At 65.9% G+C, this 18,672-nt stretch carries 11 protein-coding genes and 1 pseudogene; 7 read left to right on the plus strand and 5 right to left on the minus strand.

Translation table 11 applies throughout. The features are described from left to right. Positions 1–16 precede the first annotated feature (16 nt). The 3 genes from KF759_RS04960 to KF759_RS04970 all read right to left on the minus strand — a co-directional run bounded on the left by KF759_RS04960 (position 17) and on the right by KF759_RS04970 (position 7,939). Positions 17–3,133 (minus strand): efflux RND transporter permease subunit, encoded by a 3,117-nt coding sequence (locus KF759_RS04960; RefSeq protein WP_291223303.1) that lies wholly within the window; start codon positions 3,131–3,133, stop codon positions 17–19. Between the two features lie 193 nt (positions 3,134–3,326). Beyond that, positions 3,327–6,572, minus strand: coding sequence for an efflux RND transporter permease subunit (locus KF759_RS04965; RefSeq protein WP_291223304.1), 3,246 nt, complete (start codon positions 6,570–6,572; stop codon positions 3,327–3,329). 152 nt (positions 6,573–6,724) lie between these two features. Then, on the minus strand, positions 6,725–7,939 hold the full coding sequence (locus tag KF759_RS04970) for an efflux RND transporter periplasmic adaptor subunit (RefSeq protein ID WP_291223305.1): 1,215 nt from the start codon (positions 7,937–7,939) through the stop codon (positions 6,725–6,727). A 249-nt stretch (positions 7,940–8,188) separates the two neighbouring features. Between KF759_RS04970 and msrA the strand changes: the two are divergent. The 3 genes and pseudogenes from msrA to KF759_RS04985 form a co-directional block, all read left to right on the plus strand. After that, a pseudogene (gene msrA, locus KF759_RS04975) lies at positions 8,189–8,740 on the plus strand (peptide-methionine (S)-S-oxide reductase MsrA); the annotation flags it as partial. A 45-nt stretch (positions 8,741–8,785) separates the two neighbouring features. Then, positions 8,786–9,244: a peptide-methionine (R)-S-oxide reductase MsrB gene (msrB, locus tag KF759_RS04980; protein WP_345777420.1), complete on the plus strand. Its 459-nt coding sequence runs from the start codon at positions 8,786–8,788 to the stop codon at positions 9,242–9,244. 76 nt (positions 9,245–9,320) lie between these two features. Further along, positions 9,321–9,761 carry a phosphotransferase gene (locus tag KF759_RS04985; RefSeq protein WP_291223306.1) on the plus strand — a complete coding sequence of 147 codons (441 nt, stop codon included), beginning with the start codon at positions 9,321–9,323 and terminating at the stop codon, positions 9,759–9,761. Between the two features lie 52 nt (positions 9,762–9,813). On the opposite strand, the gene KF759_RS04990 is transcribed toward KF759_RS04985, so the two are convergent. Further along, positions 9,814–12,321 carry a M14 family zinc carboxypeptidase gene (locus KF759_RS04990; RefSeq protein WP_291223307.1) on the minus strand — a complete coding sequence of 836 codons (2,508 nt, stop codon included), beginning with the start codon at positions 12,319–12,321 and terminating at the stop codon, positions 9,814–9,816. Positions 12,322–12,550: 229 nt separating this feature from the next. On the opposite strand from KF759_RS04990, the gene KF759_RS04995 reads away from it, so the two are divergent. From KF759_RS04995 to KF759_RS05010, 4 genes are read left to right on the plus strand one after another with little or no spacing between them, the layout of a single operon-like run. Then, positions 12,551–13,927 carry a methionine biosynthesis protein MetW gene (locus tag KF759_RS04995; protein ID WP_291223308.1) on the plus strand — a complete coding sequence of 459 codons (1,377 nt, stop codon included), beginning with the start codon at positions 12,551–12,553 and terminating at the stop codon, positions 13,925–13,927. Next, a complete protein-coding gene (locus KF759_RS05000; protein ID WP_291223309.1) occupies positions 13,924–15,009 on the plus strand; it encodes a glycosyltransferase family 4 protein in 1,086 nt (361 codons plus the stop codon). The genes KF759_RS04995 and KF759_RS05000 overlap by 4 nt, the downstream gene beginning before the upstream one ends. Further along, positions 15,006–16,091: a glycosyltransferase gene (locus KF759_RS05005; RefSeq protein ID WP_291223310.1), complete on the plus strand. Its 1,086-nt coding sequence runs from the start codon at positions 15,006–15,008 to the stop codon at positions 16,089–16,091. The genes KF759_RS05000 and KF759_RS05005 overlap by 4 nt, the downstream gene beginning before the upstream one ends. After that, a complete protein-coding gene (locus KF759_RS05010) occupies positions 16,088–17,278 on the plus strand; it encodes a glycosyltransferase (protein WP_291223311.1) in 1,191 nt (396 codons plus the stop codon). The genes KF759_RS05005 and KF759_RS05010 overlap by 4 nt, the downstream gene beginning before the upstream one ends. Here KF759_RS05010 and KF759_RS05015 read toward each other — a convergent pair whose 3' ends face one another. Continuing rightward, positions 17,279–18,661: a sensor histidine kinase gene (locus KF759_RS05015; protein ID WP_291223312.1), complete on the minus strand. Its 1,383-nt coding sequence runs from the start codon at positions 18,659–18,661 to the stop codon at positions 17,279–17,281. Between the last annotated feature and the right edge of the window lie 11 nt (positions 18,662–18,672).

The raw sequence follows: 18,672 nt of genomic DNA on the forward strand, positions 1-18,672 counted from the left end.
GCGCGGGCGCCACGACTCAGGTCGTGGCGAGCCGTCGCGCCTGGCGCTCGGCGCGACGCTGGCGTCGGCGCGCGCTGATGCGCGCGAAGATCAGGTAGATCGCCGGCGTCGACAGCAGCGTCAGGCTCTGCGAAACGAGCAGGCCGCCAATCATGGCGATGCCCAGCGGCCGACGCAGCTCCGAGCCGACGCCAAAGCCGATCGCCAGCGGCAACGCAGCGCAGATGGCCACCATCGAGGTCATCATGATCGGTCGGAAGCGCACGATGCAGGCTTCGCGGATCGCCTCCAGCGGTGGCAGGCCATGTTCGCGTTCGGCAACCAGCGCGAAGTCGATCATCATGATCGCGTTTTTCTTGACGATGCCTATCAACAGCACGATCGCGATCATCGATACCACCGACAGTTCGGTGCCGGTCGCCACCATTGCCAGCAGCGCGCCGACGCCTGCCGACGGCAGCGTGGAGAGGATCGTCACCGGGTGGATCAGGCTCTCGTAGAGCATGCCGAGTACGATGTAGACGGCGATGATCGCGCCGAATATCAGCAGGGAATTGTCGCCTTGTTGTCGCTGGAAATTGCGGAAGTCGCCGGTGAAATCGAGGCGGATGTCACCGGGCAGGCGCATGCCGACTATGGTCTTTTCGATGATGGCCTGGGCCTGGCCCATGCTCACGTCGGGCGCGAGGTTGAAACTCAGGCTGGCGACCGAGAACTGGCTGTCATGCCGGATTTCGGTCGGCGCGACACCACTTTGCATCTTGGTGACCGCGGTGATCGGAATCATCGCGCCGGAACTTGCGCGCACGTAGAGCTTTTCCAGCGACGTCGGATCGCTCGCCTGGTTGGTCAACGCGCTCACCACCACCTTGAACTGGTTGATGTCCGAATAGATCGTCGATACCTGACGCTGGCCGAAGGCGTCGTTGAGTGCGCTGTCGATTGCACCCACGGTCACACCCAGCCGCGCCGCAGTCGGCCGGTCGATGATCAGGGTCTGGCGCGGGCCGGCATCGCCGATGTCGCTGTCGACATCGCGCAGCTGCGGCGCCTTTCTCAGTTCGGTGACGAGCCGCGGCAACCACACCTGCAGCGCGGCAATGTCATTGCCCTTGAGTTGCACCTGGTACTGGCCGCCGCTGCCGCTGCCGCCGCCACCGCCACTGGGCAGGTCCTGCACCGGACGCAGGCGCAGGCGCAGGCCGGGCATCTTCGCAGCGTTGGCGTTGAGGCGCGTCATCACGTCGAAGGTCGACTCCCCCTTGCGCTGCGCCAGCGGTTTGAGCGTGATGTAGAGACTGCCGCTGGCACTGCCACCACCCCAACCGCCACCCAGGCGTGAGCCGACACTGGCCACGGCCGGATCATTGAGCACGAAGTCGGCGATCTTCTGCGTCTGCTCGGTCATGCGCGCCGGGGCGATGTCGGTGCCTGCACTGATGTGGCCGAACAACATCCCGGTGTCCTGCTGCGGGAACATGCCGCTTTGCACGAAACGCATCAGGAACACCGTGACCACGATCAGCAGCACCGGCTGCAAGGCGGTCAAACGCGGCCAGCGCAGTGCGTGGTCGAGCAGGCCACGGTAGGTATCGAGCATGCCGGCGTGGAAGCGATCGAGCCACGCGCCCAGCCGTGACGGCTTGCCTTGCGCATGTGGCGTGAGGAAGCGTCCGCACAGCGCGGGTGTCAGCGTCAGCGAGACGATCGCCGAAAAGATGATTGCCGATATCAGGGTGATGGAGAATTCGCGGAAGAAGATGCCGGTGATGCCACCGGCGAACATCACCGGCGCGAACACCGCGATCAATGAAGCGGTAATCGAGACTATGGTGAAACCGATTTCCTTCGCGCCCTGCAGAGTTGCCTGCATGCGCGGCATCCCGGCATCGATGTGCCGAATCACGTTCTCGATCACCACGATCGCATCGTCGACGACGAAACCGATCGCTATCACCAGGGCCATCAGCGACATGTTGTCGAGCGTGAAGCCGAGCACGTACATGACGATGAAGGCACCACAGATCGACAGCGGTACCGCGGTGGCGGCGATCAGCGTCGGCGCAAGCCGGCGCAGGAACAGCGCCATCGTGAGGACCACCATGCCCAGGCTGATCAGCAGGCTGATCTGCACCTCGTCGACCGATGCGCGGATGATCGGAGTGCGGTCGAAGAACGGCGTGAGCTCGACGTCGTCGGGCAGCCAGCTGCGCATCAGCGGAATGTCGTTCTTGACCGCATCGACGGTCGCGATCACGTTCGAATCGGCTTGCTTGCGCACGAACATGAGGATCGCGCGACGGGTACCGAACCACGCGGCCTGATACTGGTCCTGCTGGCCATCGCGCACGGTGGCGACGTCACTCAGGCGTACCGGTGTGCCGTTGCGGGTGGCAATCACGAGGTTGGCGAAGTCGGCCGCGGTGCGCAGCGCATCGTTGGCGGTGATTGCCATCGTGGTCTGGCCGTCCGAAAGAAAGCCCAGCGGTGCAACCACATTGGCCGCGACGATGGCGTTCCGCAGCTGATCGGGCGACAGTCCCATCGCACTGAGCGCGCGCAGGTTGAGATCCACGCGGACGGCGGGCGTCGCTCCGCCGGCGACATTGACGTCGCTTACCCCCGAAATCTGGCGAATGCGCTGGGCGAGCAGCGAATCGGCATAGTCGTAGAGTTTGGACAAAGGCACCGAATCGGAAGTCAGCGCGAGCGCAAGCACCGGCTGGTTGTTCGGATTCATCTTGCGATAGGTCGGCGCATTGGTCAGGCCCGATGGCAAGTCGGGCGCTGCGGCATTGATCGCCGCCTGCACGTCACGCGCGGCATCATCGACGTTGCGCTTGTCATCGAAGCTGAGAAAGATGAAGGCGCTGCCTTCGCTGCTGTTCGAGTTCATCGAGTCGATGCCCGGAATCTGCCCGAGGTGTCGCTCGAGCGGCGCAGCAACGGTCGATGCCATCACGTCGGCGCTGCCACCGGGTTGGTTGGCGGTGACGAAGATGGCCGGGAACTCCATGTTCGGCAAGGCGCTGATGCCGAGCAGGAAATAGCAGAGCATCCCGCTGACGAACAGGCCGATTGCCAGCAACGAAGTGGCGATCGGGCGACGGATGAAGGGACCGGAGATGTTCACGTTCGAATCACCCGCGCGCAGGCGTCCCGTGTGTCGTGGTTGGGGGCGTATGTCCTGTAGAGCCGAGCGCTTGTTCTGTAGAGCCGAGCTTGCTCGGCTTGAAACGCCCAACGGTCAGGCGAGCGGAGCAAGCTCCGCTCTACGGGAGCGTGCGTCGGCCAGCACATCAGGCTGGGCATGGAAGCGTGTCCTGTCATGCCAAGCCCCCGTGCGCGTGGGCATGGGCATGCGCGCGGCGCTCGCGGCGCGCCTTGAGCCAGTCGGACAGGCGCTCGAAGTACAGATAGATCACTGGCGTCGTGTACAAGGTAAGCAGCTGCGACAGCAGCAGGCCGCCGACGATCGAGATGCCCAGCGGCTTGCGCAGTTCCGAACCGATGCCGGTGCCCAGCGCGAGCGGCAGCGCGCCGAACAGCGCGGCAGCGGTGGTCATCATGATCGGGCGGAAGCGCAACAGGCAGGCGCGGCGGATCGCGTCGAACGCGGCCATGCCGTGGCGCTGCGCCTCGATCGCGAAGTCGATCATCATGATCGCGTTTTTCTTGACGATGCCGATCAAGAGCACGATGCCGACGATGCCATCGATCGACAGTGGCATGCCGAACAGATACAGCGCGAGCAGCGCGCCAACGCCGGCCGGCGGCAGGGTCGACAAGATGGTGATCGGATGGATGTAGCTCTCGTAGAGCACCCCGAGGACGATGTAGATCACCACCACCGCCGCCAGCAACAACAGCACCGTATCGCCGAGCGAGGCCGAGAATTCCGCAGCCTTGCCGACGAACTGTCCGCGCACCTGCGGCGGGAAGTCCATCTGCGCATTGACCTCGTCGAACGCACGCACGGCATCCGACAGCGAATAGCCGGGCGCAAGATTGAACGAGATCGTGACTGCGGGCAGCTGGTCCTGATGGCTGACCACGAGCGGCGCATTGCCCTTGGTCGCGGTGGCCAAAGCCGACAGCGGGATGGTGCCGCCACCGCCGAGAGCGATGCCGACGTTGCCGGTGCTGCCGATACCGGCGGGCGTGGCCGAGTTGCTCGACTTGACCTGGCCATAGGAGGTCGCATTGCTGCCGGTGAGCGCACCACTGCCGTTGCCGCGCACGGTGAGCTGGTCGAGCAGGGCGTTGCTGGTGCGGAACTCCGGTGCCACCTCGAGCACGACGCGGTATTGGTTGAGCTGGGTGAAGATCGTCGAGATCTGGCGCTGGCCGTATGCGCTGTAGAGCGTGTCGTCGATGGTCTGGATCGGCACGCCCAGACGGCTGGCCTTTTCACGGTCTATGTTCAAATGCAGGGCATTGCCCTGCACCGCGAGATTGTTGTCGACGTCGGCGAGCTCGGGGCGCTGCTTGAGCGCGGCGGTCATCTGCGCGGCGTAACCGGCCAGCTCGGTCGAGTTCACTTCCGACAGCGAGTACTGGTATTCGGTGGGCGCCACGCGCGTGTCCAGCGCCACATCCTGCACCGGTTTGAGATAGAGCGCGGCGCCCGGAATGTGCGCGGCAGCCTGTTGCAGTTTTGGCAGCAGGCGCTCGAGTCCTTCGCGCTCGCTGCGCGGTTTGAGCACGATGCTGATCTGACCCTGGTTGAGCGTCGGGTTGACCGAACCGGCGCCGATGAAGGCGGCGATGCCGGCCACGCCGGGAACCTCGCGCAGCGCATGCGCGACTGCCTTGGTGCGCTCTTCCATCGCCGGAAAGGCGACGTTCTGGTCGGCTTGCACCACGCCGGTGATCAGCCCGGTGTCCTGCTCGGGCAAGAGGCCCTTGGGTATGAGCACGTACAACGCGATCGTCACCAGCAGGGTTGCGCCGGCCACGGCCAGCGTGAGCGGCTGGCGCACCAGCACCCAATCGAGCGAACGCTCATAAGCATGCAGGGTGCGCGACCACAAGTCGCGCTTGCCGGCGGTCGTGACCGCCGCGGCTTCGCCATGATCGCCGGCTGGCAGCGCGTCGGCGCGCAACAGGTAGGCGCACATCATCGGTGTGAGCGTGAGCGAAATCAGCATCGAGATCGCCACCGCGATCGCCAGCACCCAGGCGAACTCGTGGAACAGGCGGCCAGTGACGCCGGGCATCAGCAGCAGTGGCAGAAACACCGCGATCAGCGACACCGTGAGCGACAACACGGTGAAGCCGATCTCCCTGGCGCCGATCTCGGCGGCCTCGCGCGGCTGCTTGCCCTGTTCGATGTAGCGCACGATGTTCTCGATCATCACGATCGCATCGTCGACGACGAAGCCGGTGGCGACCGTCAGCGCCATCAGTGACAGGTTGTCGAGCGAGAAGCCGGCAAAGGCCATGATGCCGAAGGTGCCCATCAGCGACAGCGGTACCGCAACCGACGGAATCACCGTCGCCCACAGCCGACGCAGGAACACGAAGATCACCGCGATCACCAGCAACACGGTGAGCACGAGCGTGAACTGCACGTCCTCGACCGAGGCGCGAATCGTCACCGTGCGATCGGAGAACACGTCGAGCTTGACGTCGGCGGGCAGCAGGCTGCGCAGTTGCGGCAGCTGCTCGCGGATGTCGGCGACGGTCTGCACGATGTTGGCGCCAGGCTGGCGGCGGATGTCGAGCAATACCGCGGGCTTGCTGTTGGCCCAGGCCGCGAGCTGGTCGTTCTCGACGCCATCGACGACCTGGGCGACATCCGACAGCAGCACCGGTGCGTTGTTCTTGTAGCTGATGATGGTCGAGCGGTACTCGGCGGCGTTGACGAGCTGGTCGTTGGTGCCGATCGAGAAGCTCTGCACGGCGCCGTTGAGGCTGCCCTTGGGCGCGTTGACGTTGGCCTGGGTGAGCGCGCTGCGCACGTCCTCGAGCGTGAGTCCGAGGTTGGCCAACTGCGCCGGATTGACCTGCACGCGCACGGCCGGGCGCACGTTGCCGGCGATCGAAACCAGGCCCACGCCCGAGATCTGCGACAGGCGTTGGGCGAGGATCGAGTCGGCGTAGTCGTTGACCTCGCGCAGCGGGCGCGAGTCGGAGGTCAGCATCAGGGTCAGGATCGGCGCATCGGCCGGATTGACCTTGTTGTAGACCGGCGGGTACGGCAGGTTGCCGGGCAGGGTGCCGCGCGCGGCGTTGATCGCCGACTGCACGTCCTGGCCAGCGGCATCGATGTCGCGGGCCTTGTCGAACTCGACGACGATCGTGGACAACCCGGCCGAACTGTCCGAGGTCATCATCGTCACGCCCGAGATCTGTCCGAGCTGGCGTTCGAGCGGCGTCGTCACCAGGGTCGCCATCGTCGAGGCGCTGGCGCCCGGGTACTGGGTGGTGACGATCAGGCTCGGCGCATCGATGTCGGGCAGCGCCGCGACCGGCAGCGCGCGATAGCCCATCACGCCCAGCAGCATCAGCGCCAGCATCAGCAGGGAGGTGGCGATCGGTCGACGGATGAAGAGGGTGGAAAAGCTCACGGTCCGATCCTGTGTGGATTGCCGACCGCAGCGACCTGCGCAGGTCCGCTGGATCGGGTCACGGCTGGGCCGTGGCCTGGTGGTCGCATCGAGTCAGTGCCAACCCGATGCCTTGTCCTTGTTCGAATGTCCCGCCGCGCGGTCGCGGGGCATCAGTGGCGTGGTCGCCCGCCGCCGCTTGTCGATTCGGCCTTGAGCTTGGCCAGTTCGTCTGCTGTCGGTGGTGTTGGCGCCTGCCCCGGCGCCAGCGGCGTGACCTTGCTGCCCGGCTTGAGCCGGAACTGGCCTTCGGTGACCACGCGCTCGCCGCTGGCCAGACCGCTGCTGACCAGTACGGTGTCATTGCCGGCATCGCCGCCGGGCACCACGGTTTTCATCTGCACCGTGTCGTCGGCCTGCAGTGCATAAACGTAGCTGCCTTCGGGGCCGCGTTGCACCGCGGTTGCCGGCACCACGATGCCGTTCTCGACCGTCCGCACCTTGACGCGCACGTTGACGAACTGCCCCGGCCAAAGCTTGCCGTCGGCGTTGGTGAACTGCGCCTTGACCTTGAAGGTGCCGGTAGCGGTGTCGATCTGGTTGTCGACGACCTTGAGCACACCCTGCGCGATCTCGTGGGCGTCGCTGCGATCGAAGGCCACCACTTCGGCACCTGCGCCCTCGTCGGCCTGAGCCGTGCGCACGCTTTCGAGGTTCTGCTCGGGCAGGGCGAACACGATGTTGATCGGATGGATCTGGGTGAGCGTGACGATCCCGGTGCCATTGGCGCTGACCAGATTGCCGACGTCGACCTGGCGGATGCCGGCGACGCCGGTGATCGGCGCGCTGATGCGGGTAAAGCCGAGCTGGGTCTGGGCGCTGGAGACCGCCGCATCGTCGGCAGCGACCAAGGCCTGCTGCTGGCGCACGGTTTGGCGCTGGTTTTCAAGATCCTGCGCGGAAACGAAGTTCTTCTTCATCAGTTCTTCGTAGCGTGCCAGCGTGCTCTGCGAGGCGGTGAGCTGGGCCGCGTCCTGCCGCTTGCGCGCAAGCGCCTGATCGAGTGCGGCCTGGAAGGTGCGTGGGTCGATCTCGGCGACGAGATCACCCTGCTTGACCTCTTCGCCTTCGGCAAAGTGCAGCGATTTGAGCTGGCCGCTGACCTGGGCATTGACGGTGACCGTATTGAAGGCCTGCACGGTGCCCAGCGCGGAAAGAAAGACCGGCACGTCCCGGGTGACCGCCGCGACCACGGTGACCGGCACCGGCCCGCTGTCGGCGCCACGTTGCCAGGTGCTGCCCGCATTGCGGGTTGAGAATATGCGCCAGCCGATCAGTGCTGCGAGCACTGCCGCCACGCTGAGCAGCGCGATTTTCCTACGCGACATCGAAAGGTTCCTTGTGGCTCCGGCTTGCGACCGGCTCGGGGATTTCAGGGTGCAAAGGCTAGCAGCCGGCACCCGCAAGTCAGGTGCGTTGGCGAGTAAATCATTCTTTACACAGGAAAATAACCGGTATTCCGCAGCCCGGAACAGTGGCCGAAGTCATGTCGGGCTTGCATTGCGTGGACAACGCCGGCATCTGGAAGGTTTCCCTTTGCCGCAAGCGGACAGCGCAAAAAAACGTGAGGAATCTGCATGAGTGAGTACTGTGAGCTTCCCGGCCCTGGCTCCGGATCAGCGATCCATGTGCTGCCCGATCCGCAGTTCGACCCGGCACCACCCGCCGATGCGCGCGAACAGCGCGCGGTTCTCGCCGGCGGCTGCTTCTGGTGCGTCGAGGCGGTGCTGCGCGAGCTCGATGGCGTGCTCGCGGTCACCTCGGGCTACAGCGGCGGTGATGCCGGCAGCGCCAGCTACGAGCGCGTCTGCAGCGGCGGCACCGGGCATGCCGAGGCGGTCGAGGTGCGCTTCGATCCACGGCGTATCCGCTTCGGACAACTGCTCAAGGTGTTCTTTGGCGTGGCCCACGACCCGACCCAGATCGATCGCCAAGGCAATGACCGCGGTCGCCAATACCGCTCGGTGATTTTCTGCGTCGACGCACAACAGGCCGAAGTCGCCCGCCGCTATATCGCCCAGCTCGATCAAGCGCGCGTCTTTGCCGCGCCGATCGCGACCCTCGTCGAAGCGCTGCAAGCCTTCCACCGCGCCGAGGACGAGCACCAGAACTATGCCGCGCGGCATCCCGATCAGCCCTACATCGCCGCGGTTGCTGCGCCGAAGGTCGCCAAACTGCGCCGACAATTCGCCGATTGGCTCGCGCCGGGCCGCGCGCAATCGGCAAGCGGCCACGATCTCGCGCCGCTCACGCCGGCGCAGCGCGAGCAGCTCGCCGCGCGGCTCACGCCGGAGGAACGCCATGTGCTGCTGGATCACGGCACCGAACCACCGTTTTGCGGCGGACTGCTGCATGAGCACGGCGCGGGCGTGTTCGCCTGTCGCCTGTGCGCCCTGCCGCTGTTCGTCTCGACGGCGAAATTCGAATCAGGCAGCGGCTGGCCGAGCTTCACCAAGCCGTTCGATCCTGCGCATCTGCGCCAGATCGAGGATCACAGTCACGGCATGATCCGCACCGAGGTCCGCTGCGCGCGCTGCGACAGTCATCTCGGCCATGTCTTTGCCGACGGCCCGCCACCGACCGGCTTGCGCTATTGCATGAATTCGCTCGCGCTCGGGTTCCAGCCCGCCTGAGTCGGCGTCTTTGGCCTTGCCACAAGGGTGCGGCCGCGTGCTTCAATCGGGCCTTGCCAGCCGCCCCTTGCGAACCATGTCAGCGCCCTTGCCCCAGTCCGAATGGTCGATGCTGATCCCGCATGCGGGATCGATGTGCCTGCTCGATGAAGTCATCGTCTGGGATGAAGAATCGATCCATGCGCGCACGGCTTCGCACGGTCGCTCCGACAATCCGCTGTGCAGCGATGGCCACCTGCGTGCACTGCATCTGTGTGAATACGGCGCGCAGGCGATGGCGGTGCATGGCGGCCTGCTCGCGCGCGCGCAGGGAAAGATCGCCGAGCCGGGACTGCTGGTGTCCTTGCGCGAGGTCGAGTTGCAGGTCGCGCGTATCGACGACTTGCCCGGCCTGCTCGATGTGCATGCGCGGCGCCTGCTTGCCGGTGTCGGGCACTGGCAGTACGCGTTTCGCATCGAGCACGCGGGCGCGCTGCTCGCACAAGGCCGCGCCGCGGTGATCGCGGACGCGGCTTGAACCTGTTGATCGCGCATCCGCCTGGTTGCGGACGCACGCACCGCCAGCGGCTTCAGCCCTCGAAGCCGTTGACGAAGATGTGGTCATCCCATTGTGCGCGGCAGGCCGCGCCGCCGGCTTCGAGCCGGATGTTGTCGACGGCCCAACCCGAGCGGTTGACCGAGCCATCGCTGCTCAGGCGAAAGCGCAGCTTGAACGCTGCCGCATTGTTGGCGCCGGCAGGCAGGTCCAGGCGATGGCTTTGCCAGCTGGTTTGACCGTTGCACTCGTAGAGCTGGGTCCAGGTGCTGCCGCCATTGCTGCTGAATTCGACATGGCCATAGTCGTAACCGGACTCGGTGTCACAGCGGTCGTCGAATTCGAGCGCGAGCTCGGCATAGCCAAGCAGATTCAGGCTGGCCGAGGTCAGTGAGCTGTTCAGGTTGTTGCCGTAGCTGGGTGTGTTCCACACATGGCTGGCGTTGCCGCCGATGTTGTTCTGGATCACCCACGGCGACTGCACGGTCCATCCCTGATTGCCACTTTCGACATCGTCGTCGATCAGGGCGCAGCTCGGATAGAGCGCGAAGTCGTGCGTGACCGTGGCGCCGGCGGCAAGGGCAACGCCGCTGAGATCCTCGGACAGGTAGTGCGGCGCGCTGACGTGCACACTGAACGTGCCCGGATAGCCGTGTGCGCGGTAGCTGCCGTTGCCGGCATCGCTGATCGCCTGCTGTGACTGGCTGCCGGCAGTGAGCGTGATGTTCGCCTGCAGCGGCTGCAAGGTCGACTGGTCGCGTACGTGACCTTCGAGCGTGCCCACGCTGTTGGCGGCCACCACGTCGAATTGCGCGGCATTGGGCGTGCCGGCCGTACCGGCGACATCGCTGCCCTGCACCAGTACGAGATGGCGCCCGGCCGCGAGACCCGTGGTGTCGAGCGTGCCACGAACATCTTCCACGGGCGAATCGAATGCACCATCGACCGCGGCAAGCGCGAGCGGATTCGCGCCGGTCTGCCATGGCAGGGCATCGATGCTCGCACGCGCGCTGGCGATGTCGCGGATCACCCCGATGACAGGTTCCTCACTGGTCGACTGATTGAAGCGCGTATCGTCGATGCGCGCGCTCACGAGCACCGAATCGCCCGCGACGACGAGGCTGGAGCCGGCGCTCACCGCAAGCGCGTCGGGCCCGCCGGGCTGCTGATAGATCGCATGCAGGGCGCGTGCCGCATAGCGCAGCGCGGCGAGGTTGGCGGGTACCGTGGTCGACTCGAACGCCGAGCATTCCTGGAAGAAATCATCGCCATCGAGCTCGATCGTGAAACCCGGCACGCCGAGCAGACCGTACATGGTGTCGTCGGTGGTGCCGTCGGTGGGATAGAGCGAATCGGACTGTTCGGGCGTGTAGCCGCTGAAGTACGCAATGCGTCGACCGAGTGTGCGCAGGGCCGCCTGATTGGGCGCCGGATTCTGCGTGTCTCCCCAGGGCCACAACACCAGTTCGGCATTGCTGTGAATGTCGATGAAGAAGCCGGTGGTGTCATCGGGCGCGGCGGCACCGCCATCGCCGGCGGAGGTGGAAGGATTCATCGGCCCCGCGCGGCGATCGGCGAACACGCCGCCGCTGCATTCGCCAGCCGCGTTGCAGGTGCCGGCCACGTAGTTGACGAGGTTCTGCGTCTCCGGCTCGGAAGCCTTGACCGGTCCGCGATAGGTCTGGCTGCAGTAGCTGCCGCTCGATCCCTGGCCATTGGTGATGTTCCAGTGGAACGGGAAGTTGCGGTTGAGGTCGACACCGTACTGCGAACCCGCGGTGACCGGGCCGGCGCAGGGTCCATTGAGAGTATCGACGTTCTTGCGCTGGTAGAGCTGCTGCTCGGCGATCTTGCGTCCGTCGGGGTTGGCTTCGAGGATCAGGCGAAAATCATTGTGATCGACCAGCCAGGTGGCTTCGGGATCGGTGCCGTAGTTGTTCACCAGCCACTCGCCAAAACGCGTGGTGAGTTCCGCCGGGCCGTATTCGCGCGCATGGATCGAACCGAACAGCACCATCGCCGGTCGCTGCGGATCACTGGCGAGCGTGGTGAAATTGGTGATGCGCAGCGCGCGCATTTCATAGCCGGTGGCCGGGTTCTGGGTCTTGTTCCAGGTCGGGCCAATCTCGTCGATGTCGACGAGGTTGGGATGCGCGGTTTTGAGCGCATCCATCGTCGAGTAGGTTTCCTCGACCGTGCGGAAACAGGCATAACCGGGAATGGATTTCGCGCTCATGCCATTGCGCTGCGCAGCCAGTATTTGATTCTGGAACGCATGCAGGCGCGCGCTGCCGGCGAGGTCGACGCCGACCGCCTCCAGCCCTGCAGCGCGCAGCAAATCGACACCGTGTTGATCGGTGAGCACGCGCAGGCTGTGGTGTTTGCGGTCGATCTTGAGGTGATCGAAAGAACGGGCTGCCCGCGCGAGGCTGGCGGTGTCCGGGTAATGGGCTTGGATGATCCATTCCTGCTGGCTGGCGTCCTGCGCAAACGCACAGGACGCACAGACGGCAAAGGCGAAAGCGAGACCGGTCGCGCGCATGTGGGTGTTTCCTCGGGCGAAAGCCGCGATCATAGGCGCATTGGCCGCAAACATGCACGGCGGCAGCGGCAAAGTGTGACCGCTTGTGCAGTGCCGGCCGCATCAGCGGCAAGGCCGAAGGAAATCGCGGCGCGCTTGGCTTGAACCGGCCCGGACGTCCCGGCATCATCGCCCGTTTCGCGAACGGCAATGCCCGCCAGGCCCGCCGTCGCCAGGGAAACAGGCTGCAATGGAACCTTCCGACGACTATCTGCAACGCGTCAAGGCGGAAATCCTCGCCGAAGCAGCCGCCGCGCAAGAACGCGCGCCACTGCCCCGGCGCGATCCGCCGCCCCGCGGCAACACGACATCCGCGCTCGACGCCTGCGGCATCGAGCGCAACCGCCTCGATTACCACATCGCTGAATTGACCGGCGAACAGTACGTCGCCTTCGTCGAGCAGGCCTATCGCGCGATCCTCAAGCGCCCCGGCGACGAGGCTGGCCGCAACAACCAGATCAATCATCTCGCGCGCGGTGCGAGCAAGGCGGAGATCCTCGGCAACATGCGCTGGTCGGCAGAGGGCCGGCAGGTGGGTGTCCGCATTCGCGGCCTGTTGCCACGCTATCTGCTGGCCAAGCTGACGCGCATCCCCGTAGTCGGCCATGTGATCGATTGGTTCGCGACGCTTGCCGGCCTGCCCGTGTTGCTGCGTCATCAGCGCAGTGCCGACGCCGTGGCCGCAGCCAGATTCGGCGAGCTGACGGCGGCGATGCGCGCGATCGGGCAGCGTCTGGATCAGCTGGACGTCGAGCTCGCAACTGCCGGCAACGCCGTGGCCCAGCTCGAACAGCGCGTGTTTGGCAGTGCGCAGCTGCAGCAGCAGCCGATGGATGCGCGGCTGGGCGTCGTTGAAACGCGCCTCGCCGACCACATCCGCAGCGTCGATGAACTGCGTCACTTCTTCTACGCCGGCAATCATTGGCTGACCACGGTGCAGCGCAACTTCGCCGATCTTGAACGCATCAGCGACGAGCAGCGTCGACGCATCGAGTTGCTGGTCGCCGGCGTGAACGAATCGCCCGAGGCGATCAGCGCACGCAGCGACCGGCATGCCCGCTGGAGCGCCGAACTTGGCGCGCGGCTCAACCCGGGTGCGCGTGTGCTCGACCTCGGCAGTGGCGATGGCAGCTGGCTCGCGGCGTTGGCGGCGCGTGGCATCGAGGCCAGTGGCATCGAGTCGTCGACACCGCTGGCGCAGGCTGCAGCGGCGCGCTCGCTGGCCGTCGCGGCGGGCGATCCGTTGGCGGCGCTGGAGCGTTGCAGCGACGGCAGCCTCGACGCGATCACGCTGTCGGCTGCGGGCCTGTGTGGTGGCGCGACTGCCTTGCTGCGCCTGTTCGATGCGACGGCGCGCGCGCTTGCGCGTCCGGGTTGGTTGTTCGTGCGGATCGAGGCCGAGCCGCGCCGCCCCGACAGCGACATCGCAGCCGATGGCGCACGCTGGCAAGCGCTGCTCGCTGCCGCGGGGCTTGACGAAGTGAGCCTGATCGAGTCCGGCGAGGGCAGCCTGGTGATCGCGCGCTGCATGGCCGCTGTCGCCCGCACGAGCCCTTCATCGCAATGAAGATCGCGATGCTGGTGCCGGGTCTGCGACCGCACGACGCCGTCAGCAATGACGTGCGCGGCATGAGTGCGGCGCTGCGCGAAGACGGCCACGAGGTGGCCGTGTTCGCGCCTCATGCGCAGGGCGTCGACGAAGTCGTGCGCGCGCCGGAAGAACTGTCCGGGTGGCTCGATCGACGCGATGGCGTGCTGGTCTACCACTATTGCGTGGGCTGGGATTTCGCCTTCGAGGCGATGCGCAACACACGCGCGCGGCGCGTGCTGCGCTATCACAACATCACGCCGCCAGAATTCTTCGCCGACTGGTCGCCGGGCTATGTCACGGCTTGCGCCGGCGGTCGTCAGGAGCTGGATGGCTTCGCCGCCATGGGCTGCGATCTGTATCTGGGTGCTTCGCCTTACAACAACGAGGATTTCACCCGACGCGGTGTTGCCCCCGAGCGCTGCGAGTCGGTGGCGCCGTTCCATGAAATCGAACAGTTGTTGGAGCTACGGGGCAAAGCCGAACGCATCCCGCAGGGCGTGCCGCTGTGGCTCACGGTCGGGCGTCTGGCGCCCAACAAGGCTTACCTCGAGCTGGTGGATGCGTTTGCCGCAGCCGTCGCCCTGGATCCCGCAAGGCCGCCCCATCTGCTGATCATCGGCAAACTCGATCCGAACTTGAGCCTCTACGGCGAGGCGCTGCAGGCGCGCATTGCCGGGTTCGGCCTCGAACCACACATCACGATCCTGCAGGATGCCGACGGCGCCGAGCTGCGTGCCGCCTTCGAGCACGCGACCGCGATGGTGATGCTCAGCCGCCACGAAGGATTCTGCGTGCCGCTGGTCGAGGCGATGGCGCTCGGTGCGCCGATCGTCGCGCTTGGATCCAGCGCGATTCCAACCACGGTGGGCGACGCCGGCATCGTCTGGGACAGCGATGAACCGCATCTGGTGGCGGCGACGGTGGCGCGCATCGGCCGTGATGGCGAGTTGCGCGCGAATCTGCGTGAACGCGGCCGGGCGCGCTATGCCGACACCTTCGCCAACGCGGTGCTGGCGCAACGCCTGCGTCGGATCATGCAACGTTTTGCCGCGCCATGAAGGCCGCGATCCTGCTGCCGGTGCTGGCGCGCCACGATGCGGTGGGCAATGACGCGCTGGCAATGGCGCAAATCCTGCGCGAACGCGGCATCGACACGCGCATTTTCTGCGACGTTGCGGTCGGCGTGGATGCGCCGGTGCATGCGCCGGCACAGTTGCCTGGCTTTGCCGGCGGCCCCGACGATCTGGTGATCTATCATTTCTCTGTGGGCTGGCCGGTGGCGCTGGACCTGCTGCGCAAGGTGCGCGGGCAGCGCGCCGTGCGCTATCACAACATCACCCCGGCGGCGTTTTTCAGCGAGCACGGGCCCGAGTACGCACGGGCTTGCGCGCGCGGTCGCGCCGAAATCGCACGGGTGGTCGCACTCGATTGCGAGCGTTACCTCGGTGATTCCCGATTCAACCTCGATGAGTTGATCGAGCACGGCGCGCCGGCCTCGCGCGGCGTGGTGTTCGCGCCATTCCATCGCGTCGAGCAACTGTGCGCGGCGCCGGCTGATCTCGCCCTGCTGGACGAACTCGACGACGACGCCTTCACCGTGCTGATGGTGGGTCGCATCGCACCGAACAAGGGCCATCTGGCCTTGATCGACGCGTTTGCCGCCCATGTCGATGCGCATGGCGATCCGGCGCGCTTGTTGATCGTCGGCAAGAGCGATCCGAGTCTGGCCGGTTATGCAGCCAAGATCCGCGAACGCATCACCCGACATCGGCTCGGTGATCGGGTCTGGTGGCTGGAGTCGATCAACGAGGCGCGCCTGAAAGCCGCCTATCTTGGCAGTGACGCCTTCCTGACCCTGAGCGAGCACGAAGGTTTCTGCGTGCCGGTGATCGAGGCGATGGCGCTGGGCGTACCGGTGATTGCTCGCGCGTCGAGTGCCTTGCCGGAAACGGTCGGTGAGGGCGGCCTGTGCTGGGACAGCGAGGATCCCCACGTGTATGCCGCGAGTCTTGCGCGTCTGCGCGACGATGCGCAACTGCGTCATCTGCTGCGCAGCGCGGCGCGACGAAGCTATGCCAGGGAATTTGCACCGGAGGTTTTGCGCGGGCGCTTCCTCACTGCCTTGGGGCTCGCAACATGAAGCGCGTCGCGATCATCTCGCCGCGCTGCCACGAAAAACTTGTCGGCGGCGCCGAAGCATTGGCTTGGCAGTATGCGGACTTGCTCAAGACGCATTACCAGGTCGATTTGCTCACCACCACCGCCAGCGACTACGTAACCTGGGCCAATGACCTGCCGCCGGGCGAAGAATTGCGCGAGGGTGTGCGCATTCACCGCTTTCAAGTCGCACGCGAGCGCGGCACGTATTTTCACGACCTGCATCGACGCCTGCTGGCGCGCTTCCAGACGCGCCACGACAATCCACGCTGGTTGACCTGGTCCGATGCGCTGCAGGACGAATTCGTCCGCGCCCAGGGGCCCTGCAGCCCCGGGCTGGTCGAACATCTGGCGACGCGGGGTGCGCAGTATTGCGCGCTGCTGTTTGTGACCTATCTGTATCCGACCACGGTGGAAGGCGTGCAGGCGCTCGACCATCGCCGTTGGGCGCTGGTGCCGACCCTGCATGACGAGGCGCTGGGCCATTTCGACGTGATCGCGGCGATGGCGCGCAACGCGCCGCGCCTTTTGTGGAACACGCCAGCCGAGCGCCGTCTGGGTGCGCGGCTGTGGGGCGTCGAGCGCGGTGAGCTGGTGTCGATGGCGGTCGCCACCGAGCGCCATGCCGCGCATGTGCAGGACCGTCCCTACCTGCTGTACTGCGGCCGCATCGACACACACAAGGGTTGCGCGATGTTGATCGAGGCCTTCGCCGACTACCAGCGGCGCAAGCGCTCGAACCTGCAACTGATCCTCACGGGTGCCGATCAGCTGGGCGTGCGCGACAGCGAGCATGTGCGCTGCCTGGGTTTCGTCGAGGAGCGGCGCAAATTCGAGCTCATGGCCGGTGCACTCGCCTTCGTGCATCCCTCCGCACACGAGAGCCTGAGCATCGTGCTGCTCGAGGCGATGGCCCAAGGCACGCCGGGCATCGTCAACGGCCAGTGCGAAGTGCTTGCCGATCACGTCAAGGACAGTGGCAGCGGCTGGATCTTCCACGATCCGGCCCAGCTGCATGCGGCGATCGACGCGGCGCTGGCACAGGACGCCGCGCAGCGCGAACAGCAGGCGGCGCGCGCGCGCGCGTATGTGATCGACAACTACGACTGCGCAGCGGTACGGGCACGCCTGATTGCCGAAGTCGAGGCGCTTGCAGCCAGCGCGGACTGATCAGCGCGCCGGCAGGTGTACCGCGAAGCGTGCGCCGCCCAGGCTTGCCGAGCGTTCGACCCGCAGCTCGCCACGATAGGCCTTGACGATGTCCTGCACGATGGACAGGCCAATGCCGTGACCCTGCACGCGTTCGTCACCGCGCACACCCCGCTGCAGCAGATGCTCGACCTGGTCCGCGGCAATGCCCGGGCCATCGTCTTCGATACTGAGCACAAGTCCCGAACGGCGACTGCCATCGAGCGGCCGCGCATCGAACAGCACGCGCCGGCGCGCCCATTTGAAGGCGTTCTCGAGCAGGTTGCCGAGCAGTTCCATGAGATCGCCCTGGTCGCCGTGGAAGCGCGCGGCCGGATCGATCTCGAACTCGCACAGGATGCCCTTGCGCGCATAGACCTTTTCGAGGCTGCGCACGATTTCCTCGGCGAACGGTTCGATCGCCAGCGGCACGGCAAAGGTCTGGTGGCCGGAAGTCGCCGCGCGCGACAGCTGGTAGGCGACGATTTCGTCCATGCGCCCGACCTGTTCGAGTACGGTCCAGCGCAGGGTCTTCGGATCGGCGTCCGTCTCGAGTTGGCTGCGCATCACCGCCAGCGGCGTCTTCAGGCTGTGGGCCAGATCCGAGAGCGTGTTGCGATAGCGCTTTACGCGCTCGCGCTCGCCTTCGATGAAATTGTCGATGCTTGCGGTGAGGCCGCGCAGTTCGGCCGGGTACGCGCCGCCGAGGCGCTCCTGCGCTCCGCGCTCGACCTGGGCCAGATCGATCGCCACGCGCCGCAGGGGCGCCATGCTCCAGCGCAACACCGCCAGCAACAACACCAGCAGCGCAGCGCCGAGCAAGCCCAGCCAGGTCAGCAAGGTGCGGCGGAAGGCGATGATCTGTTCATCCAGCGTGTCACTGTCCTCGGCGACGTAGAAGGTCAGGTGCAGCTCGCTTTTACCCTCGATCTGCCAGTCCACGCCCTGGCCGAGCACATAGAGCTTGCCGACCGGGGTGTCCAGCGGACCTTCGAACCGCACTTCGCCGCGCGCCAGCCTGCCGGCGAATGGCAGGTCACGGCCCAGCGCCGATGGCGAACGCCATTCGTGCGCGTTGGAACCGGCGATCTTGTCGCCGATGATGGCCGCGTACAGGCCGCTCGCGCCGGGCCGGTCAAAACGCGGATCGGGCCCGACTTCGGGCGCTATCAGGGCGCCCGCGCGCGAGGTGTCTGCGGCGGCGAGATAGGCATACATGTAGCCTTGCAGACGCTCATGCAGGGCGCTCTGCGCAGCGCTGTGGAAGGCGTTGTCGAGGGCGAGGAAGGTCAGCGCCAGGAACGCGGCGAGCACGCATCCCGCCGCAGCCAGCGAACGCGCCTGCAGTGACAGCGGACGCGCCATGCGCGCGTGCC

This window comes from Dokdonella sp. (assembly GCF_019634815.1).
Taxonomy (GTDB): domain Bacteria; phylum Pseudomonadota; class Gammaproteobacteria; order Xanthomonadales; family Rhodanobacteraceae; genus Dokdonella_A.

Excerpts from the sequence above, each read along its gene's own strand:
- KF759_RS04985 (WP_291223306.1), top strand. The coding sequence starts at position 9,321 with ATGTCAGCGCCCTTGCCCCAGTCCGAATGGTCGATGCTGATCCCGCAT.
- KF759_RS04990 (WP_291223307.1), bottom strand. The coding sequence starts at position 12,321 with ATGCGCGCGACCGGTCTCGCTTTCGCCTTTGCCGTCTGTGCGTCCTGT.
- KF759_RS04995 (WP_291223308.1), top strand. The coding sequence starts at position 12,551 with ATGGAACCTTCCGACGACTATCTGCAACGCGTCAAGGCGGAAATCCTC.
- KF759_RS05015 (WP_291223312.1), bottom strand. The coding sequence starts at position 18,661 with ATGGCGCGTCCGCTGTCACTGCAGGCGCGTTCGCTGGCTGCGGCGGGA.
- KF759_RS05010 (WP_291223311.1), top strand. The coding sequence starts at position 16,088 with ATGAAGCGCGTCGCGATCATCTCGCCGCGCTGCCACGAAAAACTTGTC.
- KF759_RS04970 (WP_291223305.1), bottom strand. The coding sequence starts at position 7,939 with ATGTCGCGTAGGAAAATCGCGCTGCTCAGCGTGGCGGCAGTGCTCGCA.
- KF759_RS05000 (WP_291223309.1), top strand. The coding sequence starts at position 13,924 with ATGAAGATCGCGATGCTGGTGCCGGGTCTGCGACCGCACGACGCCGTC.
- KF759_RS05005 (WP_291223310.1), top strand. The coding sequence starts at position 15,006 with ATGAAGGCCGCGATCCTGCTGCCGGTGCTGGCGCGCCACGATGCGGTG.